This window comes from Mesorhizobium calcicola, assembly GCF_042682105.1.
GTDB lineage: Bacteria > Pseudomonadota > Alphaproteobacteria > Rhizobiales > Rhizobiaceae > Mesorhizobium > Mesorhizobium calcicola.
On sequence record NZ_JBHUGY010000080.1, the window covers coordinates 223,476 to 239,936 of the forward strand.

The window sequence follows — 16,461 nt, forward strand, 5'->3', positions numbered from 1 at the left end:
CCCCACCCCACACCCCCCCCACACCCCCACACCCCACACCACACACACACCCCCACCCCACCCCACCCCACCCCCCCACACACACCCCACCCCACCCCCACACACACACACCCCACCCCCACCCCACACCCCACCCCCCCCACCCCACCCCACCCCACACACACCCCCACCCCACACACACCCCACCCCCACCCCACACCCCCCCCCCCACCCCACACCCCACCCCCACACACACCCCACCCCCACACCCCACACACACCCCCACACACACCCCCCACCCCCCCCCCCCCCCCCCCCCCCCCCCCCCCCCCCCCCCCCCCCCCCCCCCCCCCCCCCCCCACCCCCCCCCCCCCCCCCCCCCCCCCCCCCCCCCCCCCCACCCCCCCCCCCCCCCCCACCCCCCCCCCACCCCCCCCCCCCCCCCCCCACCCCCCCCCCACCCCCCCCCCCCCCCCCCCCCCACCCCCCCCCACCCCCCCCCCCCCCCCCCCCCCAACCCCCCCCCCCCCCCCCCCACCCCCCCCCCCCCCCCCCCCCCCCCCCCCCCCCCCCCCCACCCCCCCCCCCCCCCCCCCCCCCCCCCCCCCCCCCCCCCCCCCCCCCCCCCCCCCCCCCCCCCCCCCCCCCCCCCCCCCCCCCCCCCCCCCCACCCCCCCCCCCCCCACCCCACCCCCCCCCCACCCCCCCCCCCCCCCCCCCCCCCCCCCCCCCCCCCCCCCCCCCCCCCCCCCACCCCCCCCCCCCCCCCCCCCCCCCCCCCCGCGGCCGGAGATTGTCACCCCCGGCCGCTAGCGTATGCGATGTCTGGCTCACGCCTTCACCTTGGCGCTCAGCCGGCTCAGTTGCCGGCCATCAGCGCCGTCCACTTGTCGGACGCTGTCGCGAAATTGGCGACCCAGAACTTGATGTTCTGCTGGTAGCCCTGCTTGGCGTGTTCCGGCGTGTTGGTCAGGAAGGCGGCGACCGAAGCGTCCACCTTGGGCTGCGCCTCGGTGTTGATCGGCGAGTAGGACGTCTGCTCGGTCAGGATCTCCTGCGACTTCTTGCCGAGATAGGCGTTGATCAGCGCGTAGGACGCGTCGGTGTCCTTGGCCCCGACCGGGATGGTCAGCTGATCCATGACGACCAGCCAGTCCTTCCACACCGGCGTATAGGCAGCGCCGTTCTTGACCGCCGTCATGGCGCGGCCGGTCCACATGATGATCATGTCGGCTTCGCCGGATTCGGCAAGCTGCTGGGACTCGGCGCCGGTCTTCCAGAAGATCGTGTCCGGACCGATGGCCTTGATCTTGGCGATGCCCTTGTCGATGTCGGCCGGCGTCATGTTGTCGACCGAGCCGCCGTCAGCCAGGATGGCCTGTTCGATCAGGCCGCCGATCGGGCTGCCGCTGCCATCGATGGCGCGGGTGCCGGGGAATTTCTTGGTATCGAAGAAATCCTTCCAGTCCTTCGGCGGATTGTCCTTGTAGGTCGCGGTCTTGTACATCAGCACGGTGCCGTAGTTCATCGCCGGCACGCTGCATTCGCCGACCTGTCCGGCCGGGATGTGCGAAACGTCGAGCTTAGTCAGGTCGAGTTTCTGGAACAGCTTGCCGCAATGCACGAATGGTGGAAAATCGTCGGTATCGACGACATCCCAGGTCACATTGCCGGACTCGACCTGCGCCTGAAGCTTGGCGATTTCGGTCGGCCCATCGTTGAGCAGCTTGACGCCGCTCTTGTCGACGAACTCCTTGAGGGCGGCGACCTGGCCGTCCTGGTAGATGCCGCCGTAGGAGACGAAGGTCAGCGTCTTGCCTTTCAGCGAACCATCCACCACGGTGCCGGCCGGCGGCGCGCTTTGCGCATGAGCTGCGGCGGCTGTAATCAAGGCCAGTGCGGCGGCGCCGACAAATCCGGCCACTATTGATCTGCTTCCCATTTTTCTAACCCTCCGATGACTCGCTGTTTGATTTTGGCAGCCCGGGTGCGAGCGGTTTGCGGGCTACATATTGGTCGAGGTCGACGGCGCCGCTTGTCGACGGCGCGATGATCCACAGCACTTCGGCCACCGTATTGCCGACATTGATGGTCCTGTGCGGCGTCGAGGTCGAATATTCGATGCTGTCGCCCTCTTCGAGGATGAAGCTCTCTTCGCCGAGCGTCAGCTGCACCCGGCCGCGCAGCACGAGGAACATTTCGTGCGCGTTGCCATGCGTATAGGGCACGTCGCCGGTCGAGCCGCCGACGGCGAATTCACCGCAATAGACTTCCATCTCACGGATTGGCCGGCGCGACAGCAGCGTCTTGCGGTAGCCTTCGCTGGTCGGCAGCGCCGGTCGCTCGGCGCGTGTCAGCACTGCGTGCGGCGAGACTTCGCATTCGTCGAAGAGATCGGCGAGGCCGATGCCGAGCGCATTGGCGATCAGCATCAGCGTGCTGGTGTTGGCTCCCGAAAGGCCGCGCTCGAGCTGGCTCAGGAAACTGGCGGTGGTGCCGATCATGTCGCCGAGTTGGCGCAGCGTCAGGCGCCGCGCGGTGCGATAGGCCTTGATGCGATCGCCCAACAGCGTGGAGCGGCGGGCTTCGGCGCTGGTGGCGGCGTTGTCGTTGAGTGCGTGATCCGCGGCAGTTTTCATGGTGATCTCGGCGTTCACTTAACATGCTATTAAGTGAGGCTTCGTGGCAAGCGGATTCGCCTAGAACCGGATGATTTCAGGTCGAAATCGACCTGAAATCTGAATCCGCCTCTAAATCAAAGAGATAGAGCATGATGTCGTCCGAAAGCCGCTTCACACTTTTCGGCATCATGGTCTGGTCACCTGAAAATCACCGATGGGCCAGCCTGACTATCGCCTTGCCGGCGGAGGAACGTCATCGAAAGGCGCTTTGGTCTGGCGATCGAAAACGACAGCCAGCCCGTTCTTGACGGCAAGCGAGGCGACCATGTCGTCCAGTTCGCGATCGGAAATGGCGGGTTTGAGGACCTGCCGGATGGCCCGATAGGCCTGCTCGGTCGACACATAGTCGTAGCGCTTTTTGCGCGCCTCCACATATTGCTCGATGAGAATGCCCAATCGGCGGGCGGCGATGTCTTCTGGTCGCGGCAAGGGAGCCTCCTCGATCGTCTCCAGGCCCCTAAGATGTAAAAACCACGCGGCGAAAGTTAAGGCCTGGCGCCAAAAAAATCGCCTGTCGCCGACGAGGCTGGTCACGTCGCCTTGCCGACCGCCGCGTCCAGTTCCAGCTCGCCTTCCGAAATGTCGTCGAAAGAGGCGTAGTTCATGTTGTAGAGGCGGGCGTAGAGGCCTTTTCTGGCCATCAGCTGTTCGTGGTTGCCGCTTTCGACGATCTCGCCGTTCTGCAGCACGATGATGCGGTCGGCGCCGCGGATGGTGGCCAGCCGGTGGGCGATGACCAGCCCGGTGCGGCCTTCCAGCAGTTTTGTCAGCGCTTTCTGGATCAGCATCTCGGTGTAGGAATCGATGCTGGCCGTGGCTTCGTCGAGGACAAGGATCTTGGCGTCGGCCACCAGCGCGCGTGCGAAGCTGATCAGCTGACGCTGGCCGAGCGAGAGATTGCCGCCGCGCTGTTCGAGTTCGGTGTCGTAGCCATCGGGCAAGTTCTCGATGAAGTCGTGCGCGCCGACGGCCTGCGCTGCGCGGACCACTTCTTCGCGGCTGGCGCCAGTCTTGTGATAGCGGATGTTCTCCAGCACCGAGCCGGAAAACAGGAACGGCTCCTGCAGGACCATGGCCACCTGATCGCCGAGCGAATCCTGGGTCAGGTCGCGCACGTCGTGGCCGCCGACCAGGACCTGGCCTGACCAGACGTCGTAGAAGCGGTGCACCAGCGCCATCGAGCTCGACTTGCCCGATCCGGTCGGGCCGACCAGTGCTACGGTCTCGCCCGGATTGACGCGGAAGGAGATGTTCTTCAGCACCGGCTGGTTCTGCCGGTAGCCGAAGGTGACGTTCCTGAACTCGACCGAGCCGTCCATGTCGCGCGACAGCGCCACCGCGCCCTGCCTGTCGCTGACATCCACCGGCACGTCGAGCACTTCGGAGATGCGCTGGCCCGAAGCCATGGCGCGCTGCATGACGCTGTACTGCATGGTGAGCGAGCGGATCGGGTCGAAGAAGCGCTGGATGTAGAACAGGAACGCCACCATGACACCGACGTCGAGGCTGTGCGAGAGCACCATCGAACCGCCGACGACGATGACGGTCGCCATGGCGATGCCGGTCAGCGTGTCGACGATCGGCACCATCACCTGCGCGTACTTCGCCGACGTCAAATGGGCATTGAGATTGGCCAGCACCTTCTCGTCGTAGAGGTCGAAATTGACGTGCTGGCGTTCGAGGCTCTGCACCGTGCGCACGCCATGGATGCCTTCGGCCAGCGCGCCGTTGGCGATCGAGTTGGTTTCGTGCGCCGCCATGAAGGCGACCTTGGCGCGCGGCAGCCAGAACAGGCGCACGATGAACAGCACCGGCATGGTCGACAGCGTCAGCAGGCCGAGCCGGAAATCGAGCCACAAAAGGACGCTGACGATGCCGAACAACAGCACGATGTCGCCCACCGACATCACCGACGTCTCGAGGAACTCCTGCATCGAATTGACGTCGCCCTGCAGGCGCGACATCAGCCGGCCGACCTCGGTCTTGTCCATGAAGCTCAGCGAGACCCGCTGCAGGTGGCTGAACATGGCGCGGCGCAGGTCGGACAGGACGTTCTCGGCGACCTTGCCGACGACGCTTTCCTGGATATGGCTGGCGGCATAGTTGATGAGGATGATCGCCGTGAAAGCGCCGATCGCAGAGATCATCACCGACTGGTCGAGCCTGCCCGCCGCCATGCCGTGGTCGATGGCGTAGCGGATGACCAGCGGGATCGCCAGTTGCGTCAGCGTGAACACCAGCACCGCCGCGACCGAGATGAAAATCCGGCTCTGATACGGTTTCACGAAGCTCCAGATCCGCCGCACGATGCGTGGATCATAGGCTTTGCCGAAAACCTCTTCCTCGTCGCGGTGCGAGCCGACGACAGCCCTTGCCGGCCGGCCGCTGGTGTCTTGCTTGTCGTCGTCGCTTTGTGCCGACATCACGCGGCTCTATCTGTTTAGTTTTGACGCAATTCCGGACGGAAAACCGGTTTCCACTTTTCCTGGAATTGCTTCCGCCGCGGGCCGGTCATCGTCGGGCCGCAGCTGCAGGTCGTAGAGTGCGCGATAGCGACCACCCTGCGCCAGCAGCTCCTCATGCGTACCGCGCTCGACGATCAGGCCGCCTTCCACGAACAGGATCTGGTCGGCATGCATCAGCGAGCTCAGCCGGTGCGAGATGATGAGCGTGACGCGGTCCTTGGCGAAGCGCTTCATCGCCGCCCGGATCCGCTGCTCGGTGCCGGCGTCGATGGCCGCGGTCGAATCGTCGAAGACCAGCACCGACGGCCGCAGCATCAGGCTGCGCGCGATGGTCAGGCGCTGGCGCTGGCCGCCGGAAAGCGAGGCGCCGCGTTCGCCGACGACCGTGCTATAGCCGGCGGGAAGGCCGATGATGTAGTTGTGCAACTGGGCGAACTCGGCTGCCTGCCCGATGCGGGTCTCGCGCGCCCAGGGATTGCCATAGGCGATGTTGTTCTCGATCGACGTGGTGAACAGGAACGCGTCCTGCTGCACGACGCCGACGGCCTTGCGCAGCGATTGCAGTGTGACCTTGCCGATGTCCTGGCCGTCGATGGTGATCGTGCCTGAGGTGACGTCGTAGAAGCGCGGGATCAGGTGCGCGATGGTCGACTTGCCGCTGCCGGGCGGCCCGACAATGCCAATGGTCTCGCCGGACCTCGCCTCGAAGGAGATGCCGGACAGCGTCGGCCGACTGCCCGCGCCCGCATAGCGGAAGCCGACATTGTCGAAGCGCAGCACGCCCTCGGTGACGACGAGATCCCTGGCGCCGGGCGCGTCCTCGATGTCAAGTTCGGCGTCGAGCAGTTCGAACAGACGGGTGCCGCAGGTCGAGGCGCGCGCGAACGAGTTGACCATCAGGCCGAGCTGGCGCACCGGCATCTGCAGGATGGTCATGAAGGTGAGGAACTGGGCCAGCGTGCCGACGCTGATTTGACCCGCAGTCACCTTCTGGCCGCCGAACCACAGCACCAGGCCCATGGCGGCCAGGAACGAGAAGTTCATGGCGCTGGTGTTGCCGACGCGGATGTCGACACGCTTATTGGCGAGGTCCAGCGCATCCTGCTTGGCGCGGTCGAATTTTTTGAGCTCGTGCCGTTGCGCCGCAAAGGCGCGCACGACACGGATGCCGCCGAGGTTCTCATCCATCACCCGGCTCAGCACCGATAATCGCTGCTGCAAGGTCAGCCAGGTGCTGCGCAGCGCCAACTGGGTGACCGAGGAGCGCCAGGCGACGAAAGGCACGAAGCTCAGGCTCAACAGCCCGAGCACCAGATCGGTGCTGATCAGGAGATAGGCGCCGACGCCGATCAGCACGCCGAGCAGGACGACGCGCAGGATGCCGGTGGAAAAGAACATGCGCACGCCGTCGAGATCGAGCAGGCCGAGCGTGATCAAATCGCCGGTGTGGACCCGGTCGTGGAAGGAGAAGCTCAGGCGCTGGATCTTCTCATAGAAAGCCAGGCGCAGTTCATAGCCGGTGCGATGGCCGACGGCCTCGCCATAATAGTTCTGCGCCATGGTGAAGAGGCCGCGCAGGATGCTGACCACGAGCAAGGTCAAAGCAGTGTTCCACAGCGCGTGCTCCGCCGCGGCGCCGGCCCCGGCAGCCATGACGCCCTGCGCCTGATCGATGGCGCGTCCCAGCAGGCGGGGAATGAAAAGCTGCAGCGTCGCGGCAATGAAGGTCGAGACGAGGGTGATCGCGACTTGCCAGGGATGGCGCAGCGTCATGCGCACGATGCGGAGCAAGGTGCTGAGGCCCTTGCCCCAGGAGGCTTCCGCCACATGGGCAAAGGATTTGCCGCGCTTTTCCGCGCCGCTGGTTGCTTGCGTATGCAAGGGAAATATCCAAGCCAATCCGAGCCTTAGCCCGGATGAATGAAGCAGACTCAGTTCAGGTGGAGCAATGTTACGCGGGTCCGGCTTGGCCGTTCAAGGGCCAATGGCGGCATCGCACTGTGCCTGAAAGGAACGTGCGCATGCGGCTGTGACCGATGCATCGCCGGGCACCGGCGCCAGCACGCCGATGTTGGAAATCTCGGGCATGGTCAGCGCCCTGACCGGGTTCAGGCCAGCAGCCGGCGATATGCAAGCGACGGCCGGACGGCATGCAACCGTCCGGTCGGAATCCGATCTTGCTAGGCAGGTATCAAGACGGCGATACGATGCACGCCGACTTCCTTGCTTGTATTCGTCGCCTCGTCGGTCTTGCCCTTGGAACAGGTGTACATGTCACCCGTCTTGAGTTTGAACTCCTTGTCTACCTTCTTGATGGTGAATGCGCCTGATGTAATGGTGCATACCATGTCGTTGTCCATCACACTTTGAGGCGCGTGCGCTCCGGGTTGAAACACCACGTCGACAATTGCGATGCTCTTGTAGGCGGGAATGTCGGAGTTGCCGGTGCCGACCTCAACCACCCTGACACCGGGCGCAATCTCCTTGCCTTCCTTCGGGCCGTATTTCTTGGTCTTTGCAGATGCCGCCAGGGTAAACAAAGGCGATACCGCGGCGGCCGTCACACCGAGAGCAATTGCAGATCTGCGATTCATGGTTTTCATCGCATCCTCCCACATGTTCGTCACGAACGAATGTGCGTGACCACTATATATTAGCATATACGAATGTACTTGTATGTGAGGAAGCACCCAAGCCCAGCACGGCGGCAGCAACTCCGGGCTTCCGGTTGAGGCAAGTCAGCACGCCACGGTGCCCCGCCGCAGCCCGTCTGCTTGCCGCTAGCTGCGTTGGCCTTTCGACTGCCAGTGATCCGTTCACAAAGCCTGACCCTGCCGCCAGCAGGCGATCAGATGGCCGGGTGCGACCTGCCTGGCGGGCGGTTCGGCCCTTCTGCAGTCGGGCACGACCATGGGGCAGCGGTCGGCGAAGGAACATCTCTTGGTCTGCGTGCCGGCTGCCTCGATCTCCACCGGAGCGGATGGTTTCGGCGCGGCCTCATCGGAGGACGCGGCCAGGAGCAGTTGCGTATAGGGTGATTGGGACCCTGGAAAATTCATGGCTGCTCACCCGATCGGGCGGGAGCATGCTTCATGGGGACGGCCAAACAGGGCCGTTGACGGTCGCCCCTTTTACCTTCTAGGATTAAATCAAATTGATTTACGTTACTCGCCCGAAGAGGCGGAATGCCAATCAACAATGGGAGATGAAGTATGACTGTCAGGCTGCCAGACCCGCACGTGCATTACCGCCCGCAAGACCCGTCGACGGCCATTTCGCGCCGGCGGCTGTTGATCGGCACGGCTTTCGTCGCCGCGACCATCGCCACGACTTTTTCCTTCGGCGCGCGGCCGGCGTCCGCCGAATCGGTGCTTGCCATGCACATCGAAGAGCAGACGAGCTGGGTGCAGAACTTCAACCCGTTCGACCTTGGCGGGCGCCGCCAGAGCACGATGGATTTCGTCTACGAGCCGCTGGTCATCTTCAACGACTATGACAGCGGCAAGCCGATCTTCCGGCTGGCGACGGGCTACAAATTCTCCGACGATCTGAAGTCGATCACCTACACGCTGCGCGACGGCGTCAAATGGTCTGACGGTCAGCCGCTGACCTCGGCCGACATGAAATTCACGCTCGAGCTGATGCTGAAGAACCCGGCGGTCGACATTGTCGGCGTCGGTGGCAGCGTCGCCTCGGTCGAAGCGCCTTCGCCGACCGAAGTGAAAATCACGCTGAAAGACGTCGACACGCACTTCCCGGAATCGATGGCCGATTTTCCTGTCGTGCCCGAGCACATCTGGAAGGATGTCGCCGATCCGCTCGCCTTCAAGAACGAGAAGCCCATCGGCTCGGGTCCGATGACCGAGATCCGCCGCTTCACGCCGCAGGTCTACGAGCAGTGCCGCAACCCGAACTACTGGGATGCCGCCTCGCTGCATGTCGACTGCCTGAAGCTGCCGCAGATCTCCGGCAACGACCAGATGCTGGCGCTGTTGCCGGAAGGCTCGATGGACTGGATCGGCTCGTTCCTGCCCGAGATCGACAAGACCTATATCGCGCTCGACAAGGACCACAATGGCTACTGGCAGCCACCGGCGGAAACCATCGCCTTCCAGGTGAACTTCAAGACCGCCAACCCGGCGCTGGCTGAGGCCTTCAACGACATCAACTTCCGTCATGCTTTCAGCCTGGTCATGGACCGCACGGCGATGGTGGACATTGCTGGCTTTGGCTATCCGGTGGTCAACGTCCACGCCAGCGGCCTGCCGCCGCGCTTCGACGCCTGGCGCAACAAGGCGGCAGAGGGCGACAAGGATGTGTGGATGACCTATGACGTCGACAAGGCCAACAAGGTGCTTGACGACGCCGGCTACAAGAAGGGCGCTGACGGCATGCGCACCACGCCGAAAGGCCAGCCGATCGCCTTCTCGATCATCGTTCCCAATGGCTGGACGGACTGGATCGACGCCGTACAGATCGCCACCGAAGGCCTGCGCAAGGCCGGCTTCAACGCCTCGGTGGCGACGCCGGAATACGAGCAGTGGCAAAAGCAGATTCTCGACGGCTCGTTCGATGCGGTCATGAATTCGCGCGCCGACGGTCCGACGCCGTTCCGCGGCTACTACCAGTCGCTGTCGACGGCCTTTGCCGGGCGCATCACCAGCGCGCCGTCGCGCTACTCCAATCCTGAGCTGGACAAGGTGTTCGATGCCTACCGCAAGGCGACTACCGACGAAGAGCGCAAGAAGCTGTTCGACCAGGTGCAGGTGATCATCGCCGACAATTTCCCGGTCGTGCCGGTGTTCAACGGACCGACCTGGTACCAGTATTCGACCAAGCGCTTCACCGGCTGGGTGACCAAGGACGAGCCGGTGATGAACCCGGAGAACCACGACAATAACCGCATGCGGTTGATGCATCTGCTGCGCCTGAAGCCGGTACAATAAGTCCATCGGAACGCCCTTCTTCCTCAAGAGGGGAGAAGGGTCCGTGTCTCAAATCCTGGCTTCGGCGGCGGTCGCCGCGAGGCCGGATGCTGGACATGGTAAGATGCCTGCAGCCGCTTCTTCGTCCGTCGCCTTGGGCGACAGCTTCTCCGCCGAACGGAGAAGGCAACCGAGCACAAGGAACAGCCGATGCGGATTCCTCTTCGACGGCTTGGGGTCTATTTCGTCGCCTTCCTGTTTGCCATCGTGATGAATTTCACCGTTCCCCGGCTGATGCCGGGAAGCCCGGTCGACGGCATGATCGCGCAGCTCGGGCCGCGCGCGACACCGGCGGCGATCGAGGCGATCAAGGCTCGCTTCGGCGCCGTCGAACAGCCGATCCTGGGCCAGTTCGTCGACTACATCACCGGCCTTGCCAGGTTCGATCTCGGCGTGTCGGTGAAATACTATCCGCAGACCGTTACGCAGGTCCTCGCCCGTTCGGCCGGCTGGACCGCTTTCCTGGTCACCACGGCGATCATCTTTTCCCTCTGCGTTGGAGTCTCCCTCGGCGCAGTGGCAGCCTGGCGGCGAGGCGGGCGCTTCGATGCGTTCGTCTCGCCGTTTTCCGTCGTGCTGATCGCAATCCCACCGGTCATCATCGGACTGGCGACCCTATTCACCTTTGGCGTGACGCTGCGCTGGTTCCCGGTCGGCTACGCCTACAATCCCGATCTCGATCCTGGGCTGAACTTCAACTTTTTCGGCAGTGTCTTCTGGCACGCGGTGATGCCGGTGCTGACGCTGTCGCCCTATCTGATCGGCGAGTTCCAGACGACGATGCGCTCCTCGATGATATCGGTGCTCGGCGAGGATTATGTCACCATGGGCCGCGCCAAGGGGCTCGGCGAGACCGCGGTGATGTTTTCCTACGCGGCGCGCAACGCTATGCTGCCGGTGCTGACCAATCTCGCGCTGATGCTGGGTGCGGTGTTCGGCGGCTCGATCGTCACCGAGATCGTCTTCAACTATCCGGGCCTCGGGTTGACGCTGTTCACCGCCAGCGTGGCGCGCGACTATCCGGTCATCCAGGGCCAGCTGCTGCTGATGACGATGGCGACGCTCGGCGCCAATCTGCTGGTCGACATCCTTTACGGTGTCGTCGATCCACGCATCCGGGAGGAACGGGCATGAATTTCGGTTGGCAACTCCTGTGGCGGCAGAAGAAGGCCGTCGCCGGCCTGATCATCGTCGCCGCGCTCTGCCTGATGGCGCTCTTTGCACCCATCCTGGCCCCCACCGATCCTGGCGAGCGGGTCGGCCACTCGCACCAGCCGCCGACATCAGAGCATTATTTCGGCACCACGAAGATGGGCCGTGACGTCTATGCGCAATTCGTCTGGGGTGCGCGCCCGTCGCTGGCGGTCGGCTTCGCCACCGGCCTGTTCATCACCGCACTTGGCACCATCATCGGGCTCGTCGCCGGCTATTTCGGCGGCCGCACCGACGCGACGCTGGACCTGATCACCAATGCCGTGCTGGTGATCCCCAACATTCCGCTGCTGATCCTGCTTGCGTCCTTCGCCGGCACGGTCGGGCCGGTCGCCATCATGATGATCATCGCGTTGACCTCGTGGCCGTGGGGGGCGCGCATGACGCGGTCGCAGACGATGGCGCTGCGAAACCGTGAGTTCGTGACCGCGGCGCGCATGGTCGGCGAGCCTTCCTGGCGCATCATCTTCGTCGAGATCCTGCCCAATCTGGTGCCGCTGATCGGCATCAACATCGTCGGCTCGATCATCTACGCCATCGTGGCACAGACGACGCTCGAATATCTCGGCTTCGGCGACCCGCTCAACGTCACCTGGGGGACGATGCTCTACAATGCGCAGAACTCCTCCGCCATCATCGTCGGCGCCTGGTGGGACATCAGCGCGCCAGCCGCCGGCATCGCACTGGTCGGGTTGGGCCTGGCGCTCTTGAACTTCACTTTCGACGAGATCGCCAACCCGCAGCTGCGCTCCGGCCCGGCGCTCAGCCGCTGGCTGCGCCTCAGCCGGCTGCGCAAGCGCGAACTGGAGGCGGCACGGTGAGCGAGGCGCTGCTGCAAATCCGCGACCTCAGCGTCGACTATCTGCTCGACAAGGGCGCCTTCCGCGCAGTCAAGAACGTATCCTTCGACATCGGCCGCGGCGAATTGTTCGGGCTTGCCGGCGAATCCGGCTGCGGCAAGAGCACGATCGCCTACGCCATCACCCGCCTGGCCAAGGCGCCGGCCTGGGTGGCCGGTGGCGAAATCCTGCTCGACGGCCAGGACCTATTGAAGCTGTCGGACAGCAGGCTGCAGGAGGTGCGCTGGCGGCGGATCGGCATGGTGTTCCAGAGCGCGATGAACTCGCTCAATCCGCTGCTGCGGGTCGAGGCGCAGTTCCACGATGTGCTGCGCCGGCATACCGGCTCGTCGCGCGAAAAATCGCGGGCGCGCGCCGAAGAAATGTTCAAGCTGGTCGGCATCCCGGCCAGCCGGCTCACCGACTATCCGCACCAGTTCTCAGGCGGCATGCGTCAGCGCATCGTCATCGCCATCTGCCTGGCGCTGACGCCGGAGCTGATCATCATGGACGAGCCGACGACGGCGCTCGACGTGGTCGTGCAGCGCGAAATCCTCGAGCAGGTCATCGACCTGCAGCGCGGCTATGGTTTCTCGGTGCTGTTCATCACCCACGACCTGCATTTGATGGCGCAGCTCTGCCACCGCATCGGCGTGATGCTGAACGGCGAACTGGTCGAGATCGGCGATGTCAGGCAAGTCAGCCGGTCGCCGGCGCACGACTACACGCGAAAGCTCTGGGGCGCGATCCCCCAACTGCCCGGCCATCCCCCCGTGAAGGACGCGATCGCATGAATGCCGTGACGACTGTTCCCTTAGCGGCCACCGCGCCCGAGCCGATCGTCAGGCTGGACGGCATCGAACGCAGCTTCGGCTCGGTGCAGGCATTGCGCGGTGTCTCCCTGTCGCTCAAGGGCGGCCACGCGCTGGCGCTGGTTGGCGAGTCGGGCTGCGGCAAGACCACCTGCGCCCGCATCATCGCCCGCATGGACACCCCGACCGGCGGCGAGATGCTCTACCGCGGCCGTAACATCACGCGGACCGGCACGGCCGCCGAGGAAAAGGCATACCGCCGCGCCGTGCAGATGGTGTTCCAGGATCCGTTCGCCTCGCTCAACCCGGTGTTTTCGGTGCAGCATCATCTGGCGCGACCGTTGGCGCTGCATGGCCACGCCAGGAGCCGGGCGGAGCAAGTGCGGGGCGTCGCCGATCTCCTCACCTGGGTCGGGCTGGAGCCGGCCCTGACCGCGCACAAATTTCCACATGAACTGTCGGGAGGCCAGCGCCAGCGCGTCAACGTCGCGCGTGCGCTCGCCGTGCAGCCCAACGTGCTGGTCGCCGACGAGCCGACCTCGATGCTCGATGTCTCGATCCGCCTCGGCATCCTCGAACTCCTGGCGCGCATCAAGCAGGAGCGGCAACTGGCGCTGCTCTACATCACGCATGACATCGCCACCGCCGCCCATGTCGCCGAAGAGGTGATCGTGATGTTCGCCGGCCAGATGGTCGAATGGGGCGATACGCTCTCGGTGATCGGCAATCCCCGCCATCCCTATACGCAATTGCTGCTTTCGGCGGTGCCGGATCCCGACCGGCCGTTCGTGGCCGGCGACAGCGCGCGTTTTCTCGGCCATGCCGAGGAGGTGCGACGCCTGAGCCGGCCGTCCTCGGCTGAGGTCGATCAGGTCGGCCCCAACCATTTCGTCCGCGCGCTGGGCGCCGTTTCCTGAAATCTACGCCATAGGGTCTCCATGGATTATCTGGTCAATCTTTCGCTGCTTGCGCCCGACCCCGAACTCGATGCGCGTGTCGGCCGTGCCGCCGTCACCATTCGCCGGGCGTTGGCGCCAGAACTCGAACTGGTGACTGGCTGGGTGCGGCAAACCTTCAACGCCGGCTGGTCGAGCGAGACGACGGTGGCATTTTCGCGCCAGCCGGCCTCCTGCTTCCTGGCGACGCGCGACGGCGGGCTGGTCGGCTTCGCCGTCTATGATTCGATCGCGCGTGGCTTCTTCGGCCCGACCGGCGTCGGCGAGGCCGCGCGCGGCGCCGGCATCGGCCACGCGCTGCTGCTGGCGACGCTGCTCGACATGCGCGTCATGGGCTATGGCTACGCCATCATCGGCGATGTCGGTCCGTCCGAATTCTACGAGCGCACCGTTGGCGCCACCCGGATCCCGGACTCCGAACCCGGGGTCTATGCCGGCCTGCTCAACACCCATCCCTGATCTCTCGTTCGAAAGCTTGTCATGACGCTTCAATCCAAATCCGCATTCCGTCTGGAAACGACCTGGGCACCGGCCACCGCCACCGACAGGCTCGCCTATTCGCTGGCGCTCACCAATTTGTCGTCGAAAGCGATCGAAGGGTTTGTGCTGTGCGTCAGCGGTCCGGCACGCATCGATCCGGCCGTCACCGTGGAAGGTGGCAGGCTTGCGCAACGGTTGTCCAACCATTCCGAATTCGCGCCGCCGGACAGTTTCGCGCTGGGGCCGCATGAGACATGGACCGTCACCGTGCATGGGCTGAGCTATCCGCTGCGACACTGGACCGATGGCGCCACCGCTGCCTACCTCGTGCTCGCCGATGGCACCGTAGCTCCTGTTGCGTTGGGTCCGACCAAGGCGATCGGCGACAATGCGGTGCTGAAGCGCGGCGCCGAAATCTATCCGGTGCCCGCGCAGGCGCCCGTGCCGGTCTCGGTCATTCCGTGGCCGCGCATCGTTTCGGTCTCCGGCGGGCGCGCGGTTCCGCGAGGCCTGGCACTTCGGCCGAAGAGCGCTGCAGCCGCCGACGCCGGCGCCGCGTTCGGTGATCTTGTCGACAGCCTGTTTGCCGTCGAGGGCATCGTGCGCAATGAGGCCGAAGGCGGTTTGCCGGTCGATCTCGGCATCGCTGACGGGTTTGGCCCGGAGGCCTATGCGATCCGCTTTTCAGCCGATGGCGTCGCGGTTTCGGCGGGCACGAAAACCGGGTTGTTCTACGGGCTGGTCACGCTCGGCCAGATGCTGCGCGGGGCGCGATCGCATCCTGAGACGTTCTTTTTCCCGGCTGAAGGCGAAATCCGCGATGAGCCGGCGCTCGGCTGGCGCGGCACGCATCTCGACGTCGCCCGGCAATTCTATGCAACGGCCGAGATCAAGACATTCCTGAGAATCCTTGCCTGGAACAAGCTCAACCGGTTCCATTGGCATCTGTACGACGACGAGGGGTGGCGGGTCGAGATATCAGCCTATCCGGCACTGACCAGAATTGGCGCGTGGCGCGGCCACGGGCTGCCGGTGCCGCCCCTGCTGGGCTCCGGCCCCGAGCCGAGCGGCGGCTATTACACCAAGGCTGCCGTGCGCGAGGTCGTTCAGCTGGCCGGCCAGTTCGGTATCGAAGTCGTGCCGGAGATCGATGTGCCTGGGCATTGCTATGCGATGCTGCAGGCGATACCGGAGCTGCGTGATCCCGGCGAGATCGGCGAGTATTTCTCCGTGCAGGGGTTTCCCAACAATTGCATCAATCCGGCGCGGCCGGAGACCTACCTTGTGTTGGAAAAAATCCTCGACGAACTGATCGAGCTGTTTCCGTTCAAGACCATCCACATCGGTGCCGACGAGGTGCCGCTGGGCGCCTGGTCCGGTTCGCCGCAGGCGCTGGCGCGGCTCACCGAACTTGGCGGCGAGGGGCTTGCGGCCGCGCATGCCAAACGTCTCAACGTGGTCACCAACACGCATGGCGCCGATGAGATCGACGGCTCGGGCGCGGCGGTGCTGCAGGCCGAGTTTCTCAAGCGCATACAATCGTTCCTTGCCTCCCGCGGCTGCATCACCGGCGGCTGGCAGGAGGCGGCGCACGGCAATGTCATCGACAAGCAGAAAAGCTATCTGTGCGGCTGGCGGACGGTCGAAGCTTCGGCGGCACTTGCGGGTGAGGGCTACGCCATGGTGGTCTGCCCCGGGCAGGTCTACTACCTCGACATGGCCAACAGCCCGGCCTGGTCGGAACCGGGCGCGGCCTGGGCCGGCTGGTCCGATCCGGAAAAGCTGTACGGCTTCGATCCCGTCGAAGGCTGGACGGATAAGCAGAAGACCAAGTTGCTCGGCGTGCAGGCCTGCATCTGGTCGGAGCCAATGACCGATCGCGCTGTCTTCGACCGGCTGGTGTTTCCCCGCATCTCGGCGCTGGCGGAAACAGGCTGGACGCAGCCGGAGAAAAAATCCTGGGAGCGGTTCAAGGCGCTCGCCGGGCTGATGCCTGTACTCTACGGAGCCGCGTGGAGGCCCTGACGCGGCATCTCAATGCTAGAGCGGTTC

Annotated in this window: 14 protein-coding genes; 7 read left to right on the top strand and 7 right to left on the bottom strand. The window is 64.8% G+C overall.

The window, feature by feature from the left end; translation table 11 throughout:
• Positions 1 to 838: 838 nt before the first annotated feature.
• The 7 genes from ACFSQT_RS39540 to ACFSQT_RS39570 form a co-directional block, all read right to left on the bottom strand.
• Entirely contained in the window at positions 839 to 1,921 is a 1,083-nt protein-coding gene (locus ACFSQT_RS39540; RefSeq protein ID WP_379027467.1) for an extracellular solute-binding protein, read from the bottom strand.
• 4 nt (positions 1,922 to 1,925) lie between these two features.
• Positions 1,926 to 2,618, bottom strand: coding sequence for a helix-turn-helix domain-containing protein (locus ACFSQT_RS39545; protein WP_379027469.1), 693 nt, complete (start codon positions 2,616 to 2,618; stop codon positions 1,926 to 1,928).
• 210 nt (positions 2,619 to 2,828) lie between these two features.
• The gene (locus tag ACFSQT_RS39550) at positions 2,829 to 3,194 is read right to left on the bottom strand and encodes a hypothetical protein (RefSeq protein ID WP_379027471.1); all 366 of its coding nucleotides are present in this window, start codon (positions 3,192 to 3,194) and stop codon (positions 2,829 to 2,831) included.
• Positions 3,191 to 5,083, bottom strand: coding sequence for an ABC transporter ATP-binding protein (locus tag ACFSQT_RS39555; RefSeq protein ID WP_379027472.1), 1,893 nt, complete (start codon positions 5,081 to 5,083; stop codon positions 3,191 to 3,193). Before ACFSQT_RS39555 ends, ACFSQT_RS39550 begins: the two co-directional genes overlap by 4 nt.
• A gap of 9 nt (positions 5,084 to 5,092) precedes the next feature.
• Positions 5,093 to 7,006 (bottom strand): ABC transporter ATP-binding protein, encoded by a 1,914-nt coding sequence (locus ACFSQT_RS39560; protein WP_379027474.1) that lies wholly within the window; start codon positions 7,004 to 7,006, stop codon positions 5,093 to 5,095.
• 299 nt (positions 7,007 to 7,305) lie between these two features.
• Positions 7,306 to 7,728: a hypothetical protein gene (locus ACFSQT_RS39565; RefSeq protein WP_379027476.1), complete on the bottom strand. Its 423-nt coding sequence runs from the start codon at positions 7,726 to 7,728 to the stop codon at positions 7,306 to 7,308.
• Positions 7,729 to 7,941: 213 nt separating this feature from the next.
• The gene (locus tag ACFSQT_RS39570; RefSeq protein WP_379027478.1) at positions 7,942 to 8,184 is read right to left on the bottom strand and encodes an oligopeptide/dipeptide ABC transporter ATP-binding protein; all 243 of its coding nucleotides are present in this window, start codon (positions 8,182 to 8,184) and stop codon (positions 7,942 to 7,944) included.
• Positions 8,185 to 8,337: 153 nt separating this feature from the next.
• Between ACFSQT_RS39570 and ACFSQT_RS39575 the strand changes: the two genes are divergently transcribed.
• The 7 genes from ACFSQT_RS39575 (at position 8,338) to ACFSQT_RS39605 (ending at position 16,434) form a co-directional block, all read left to right on the top strand.
• A complete protein-coding gene (locus ACFSQT_RS39575) occupies positions 8,338 to 10,071 on the top strand; it encodes an ABC transporter substrate-binding protein (RefSeq protein WP_379027480.1) in 1,734 nt (577 codons plus the stop codon).
• A 189-nt stretch (positions 10,072 to 10,260) separates the two neighbouring features.
• Positions 10,261 to 11,244 (top strand): ABC transporter permease, encoded by a 984-nt coding sequence (locus ACFSQT_RS39580; RefSeq protein ID WP_379027482.1) that lies wholly within the window; start codon positions 10,261 to 10,263, stop codon positions 11,242 to 11,244.
• Complete coding sequence (locus tag ACFSQT_RS39585) at positions 11,241 to 12,143, top strand: ABC transporter permease (RefSeq protein ID WP_379027484.1); 903 nt, start codon at positions 11,241 to 11,243, stop codon at positions 12,141 to 12,143. The genes ACFSQT_RS39580 and ACFSQT_RS39585 overlap by 4 nt, the downstream gene beginning before the upstream one ends.
• Positions 12,140 to 12,955 carry an ABC transporter ATP-binding protein gene (locus ACFSQT_RS39590; RefSeq protein ID WP_379027486.1) on the top strand — a complete coding sequence of 272 codons (816 nt, stop codon included), beginning with the start codon at positions 12,140 to 12,142 and terminating at the stop codon, positions 12,953 to 12,955. The genes ACFSQT_RS39585 and ACFSQT_RS39590 overlap by 4 nt, the downstream gene beginning before the upstream one ends.
• A complete protein-coding gene (locus ACFSQT_RS39595; RefSeq protein ID WP_379027488.1) occupies positions 12,952 to 13,890 on the top strand; it encodes an ABC transporter ATP-binding protein in 939 nt (312 codons plus the stop codon). Before ACFSQT_RS39590 ends, ACFSQT_RS39595 begins: the two co-directional genes overlap by 4 nt.
• A 21-nt stretch (positions 13,891 to 13,911) precedes the next feature.
• Positions 13,912 to 14,388 (top strand): GNAT family N-acetyltransferase, encoded by a 477-nt coding sequence (locus tag ACFSQT_RS39600; protein WP_379027490.1) that lies wholly within the window; start codon positions 13,912 to 13,914, stop codon positions 14,386 to 14,388.
• Positions 14,389 to 14,409: 21 nt separating this feature from the next.
• Positions 14,410 to 16,434 carry a beta-N-acetylhexosaminidase gene (locus ACFSQT_RS39605; protein WP_379027492.1) on the top strand — a complete coding sequence of 675 codons (2,025 nt, stop codon included), beginning with the start codon at positions 14,410 to 14,412 and terminating at the stop codon, positions 16,432 to 16,434.
• Positions 16,435 to 16,461 lie beyond the last annotated feature (27 nt).

Excerpts from the sequence above, each read along its gene's own strand:
- ACFSQT_RS39540 (WP_379027467.1), bottom strand. The coding sequence starts at position 1,921 with ATGGGAAGCAGATCAATAGTGGCCGGATTTGTCGGCGCCGCCGCACTG.
- ACFSQT_RS39545 (WP_379027469.1), bottom strand. The coding sequence starts at position 2,618 with ATGAAAACTGCCGCGGATCACGCACTCAACGACAACGCCGCCACCAGC.
- ACFSQT_RS39555 (WP_379027472.1), bottom strand. The coding sequence starts at position 5,083 with ATGTCGGCACAAAGCGACGACGACAAGCAAGACACCAGCGGCCGGCCG.
- ACFSQT_RS39565 (WP_379027476.1), bottom strand. The coding sequence starts at position 7,728 with ATGAAAACCATGAATCGCAGATCTGCAATTGCTCTCGGTGTGACGGCC.
- ACFSQT_RS39570 (WP_379027478.1), bottom strand. The coding sequence starts at position 8,184 with ATGAATTTTCCAGGGTCCCAATCACCCTATACGCAACTGCTCCTGGCC.
- ACFSQT_RS39575 (WP_379027480.1), top strand. The coding sequence starts at position 8,338 with ATGACTGTCAGGCTGCCAGACCCGCACGTGCATTACCGCCCGCAAGAC.
- ACFSQT_RS39580 (WP_379027482.1), top strand. The coding sequence starts at position 10,261 with ATGCGGATTCCTCTTCGACGGCTTGGGGTCTATTTCGTCGCCTTCCTG.
- ACFSQT_RS39585 (WP_379027484.1), top strand. The coding sequence starts at position 11,241 with ATGAATTTCGGTTGGCAACTCCTGTGGCGGCAGAAGAAGGCCGTCGCC.
- ACFSQT_RS39595 (WP_379027488.1), top strand. The coding sequence starts at position 12,952 with ATGAATGCCGTGACGACTGTTCCCTTAGCGGCCACCGCGCCCGAGCCG.
- ACFSQT_RS39600 (WP_379027490.1), top strand. The coding sequence starts at position 13,912 with ATGGATTATCTGGTCAATCTTTCGCTGCTTGCGCCCGACCCCGAACTC.
- ACFSQT_RS39605 (WP_379027492.1), top strand. The coding sequence starts at position 14,410 with ATGACGCTTCAATCCAAATCCGCATTCCGTCTGGAAACGACCTGGGCA.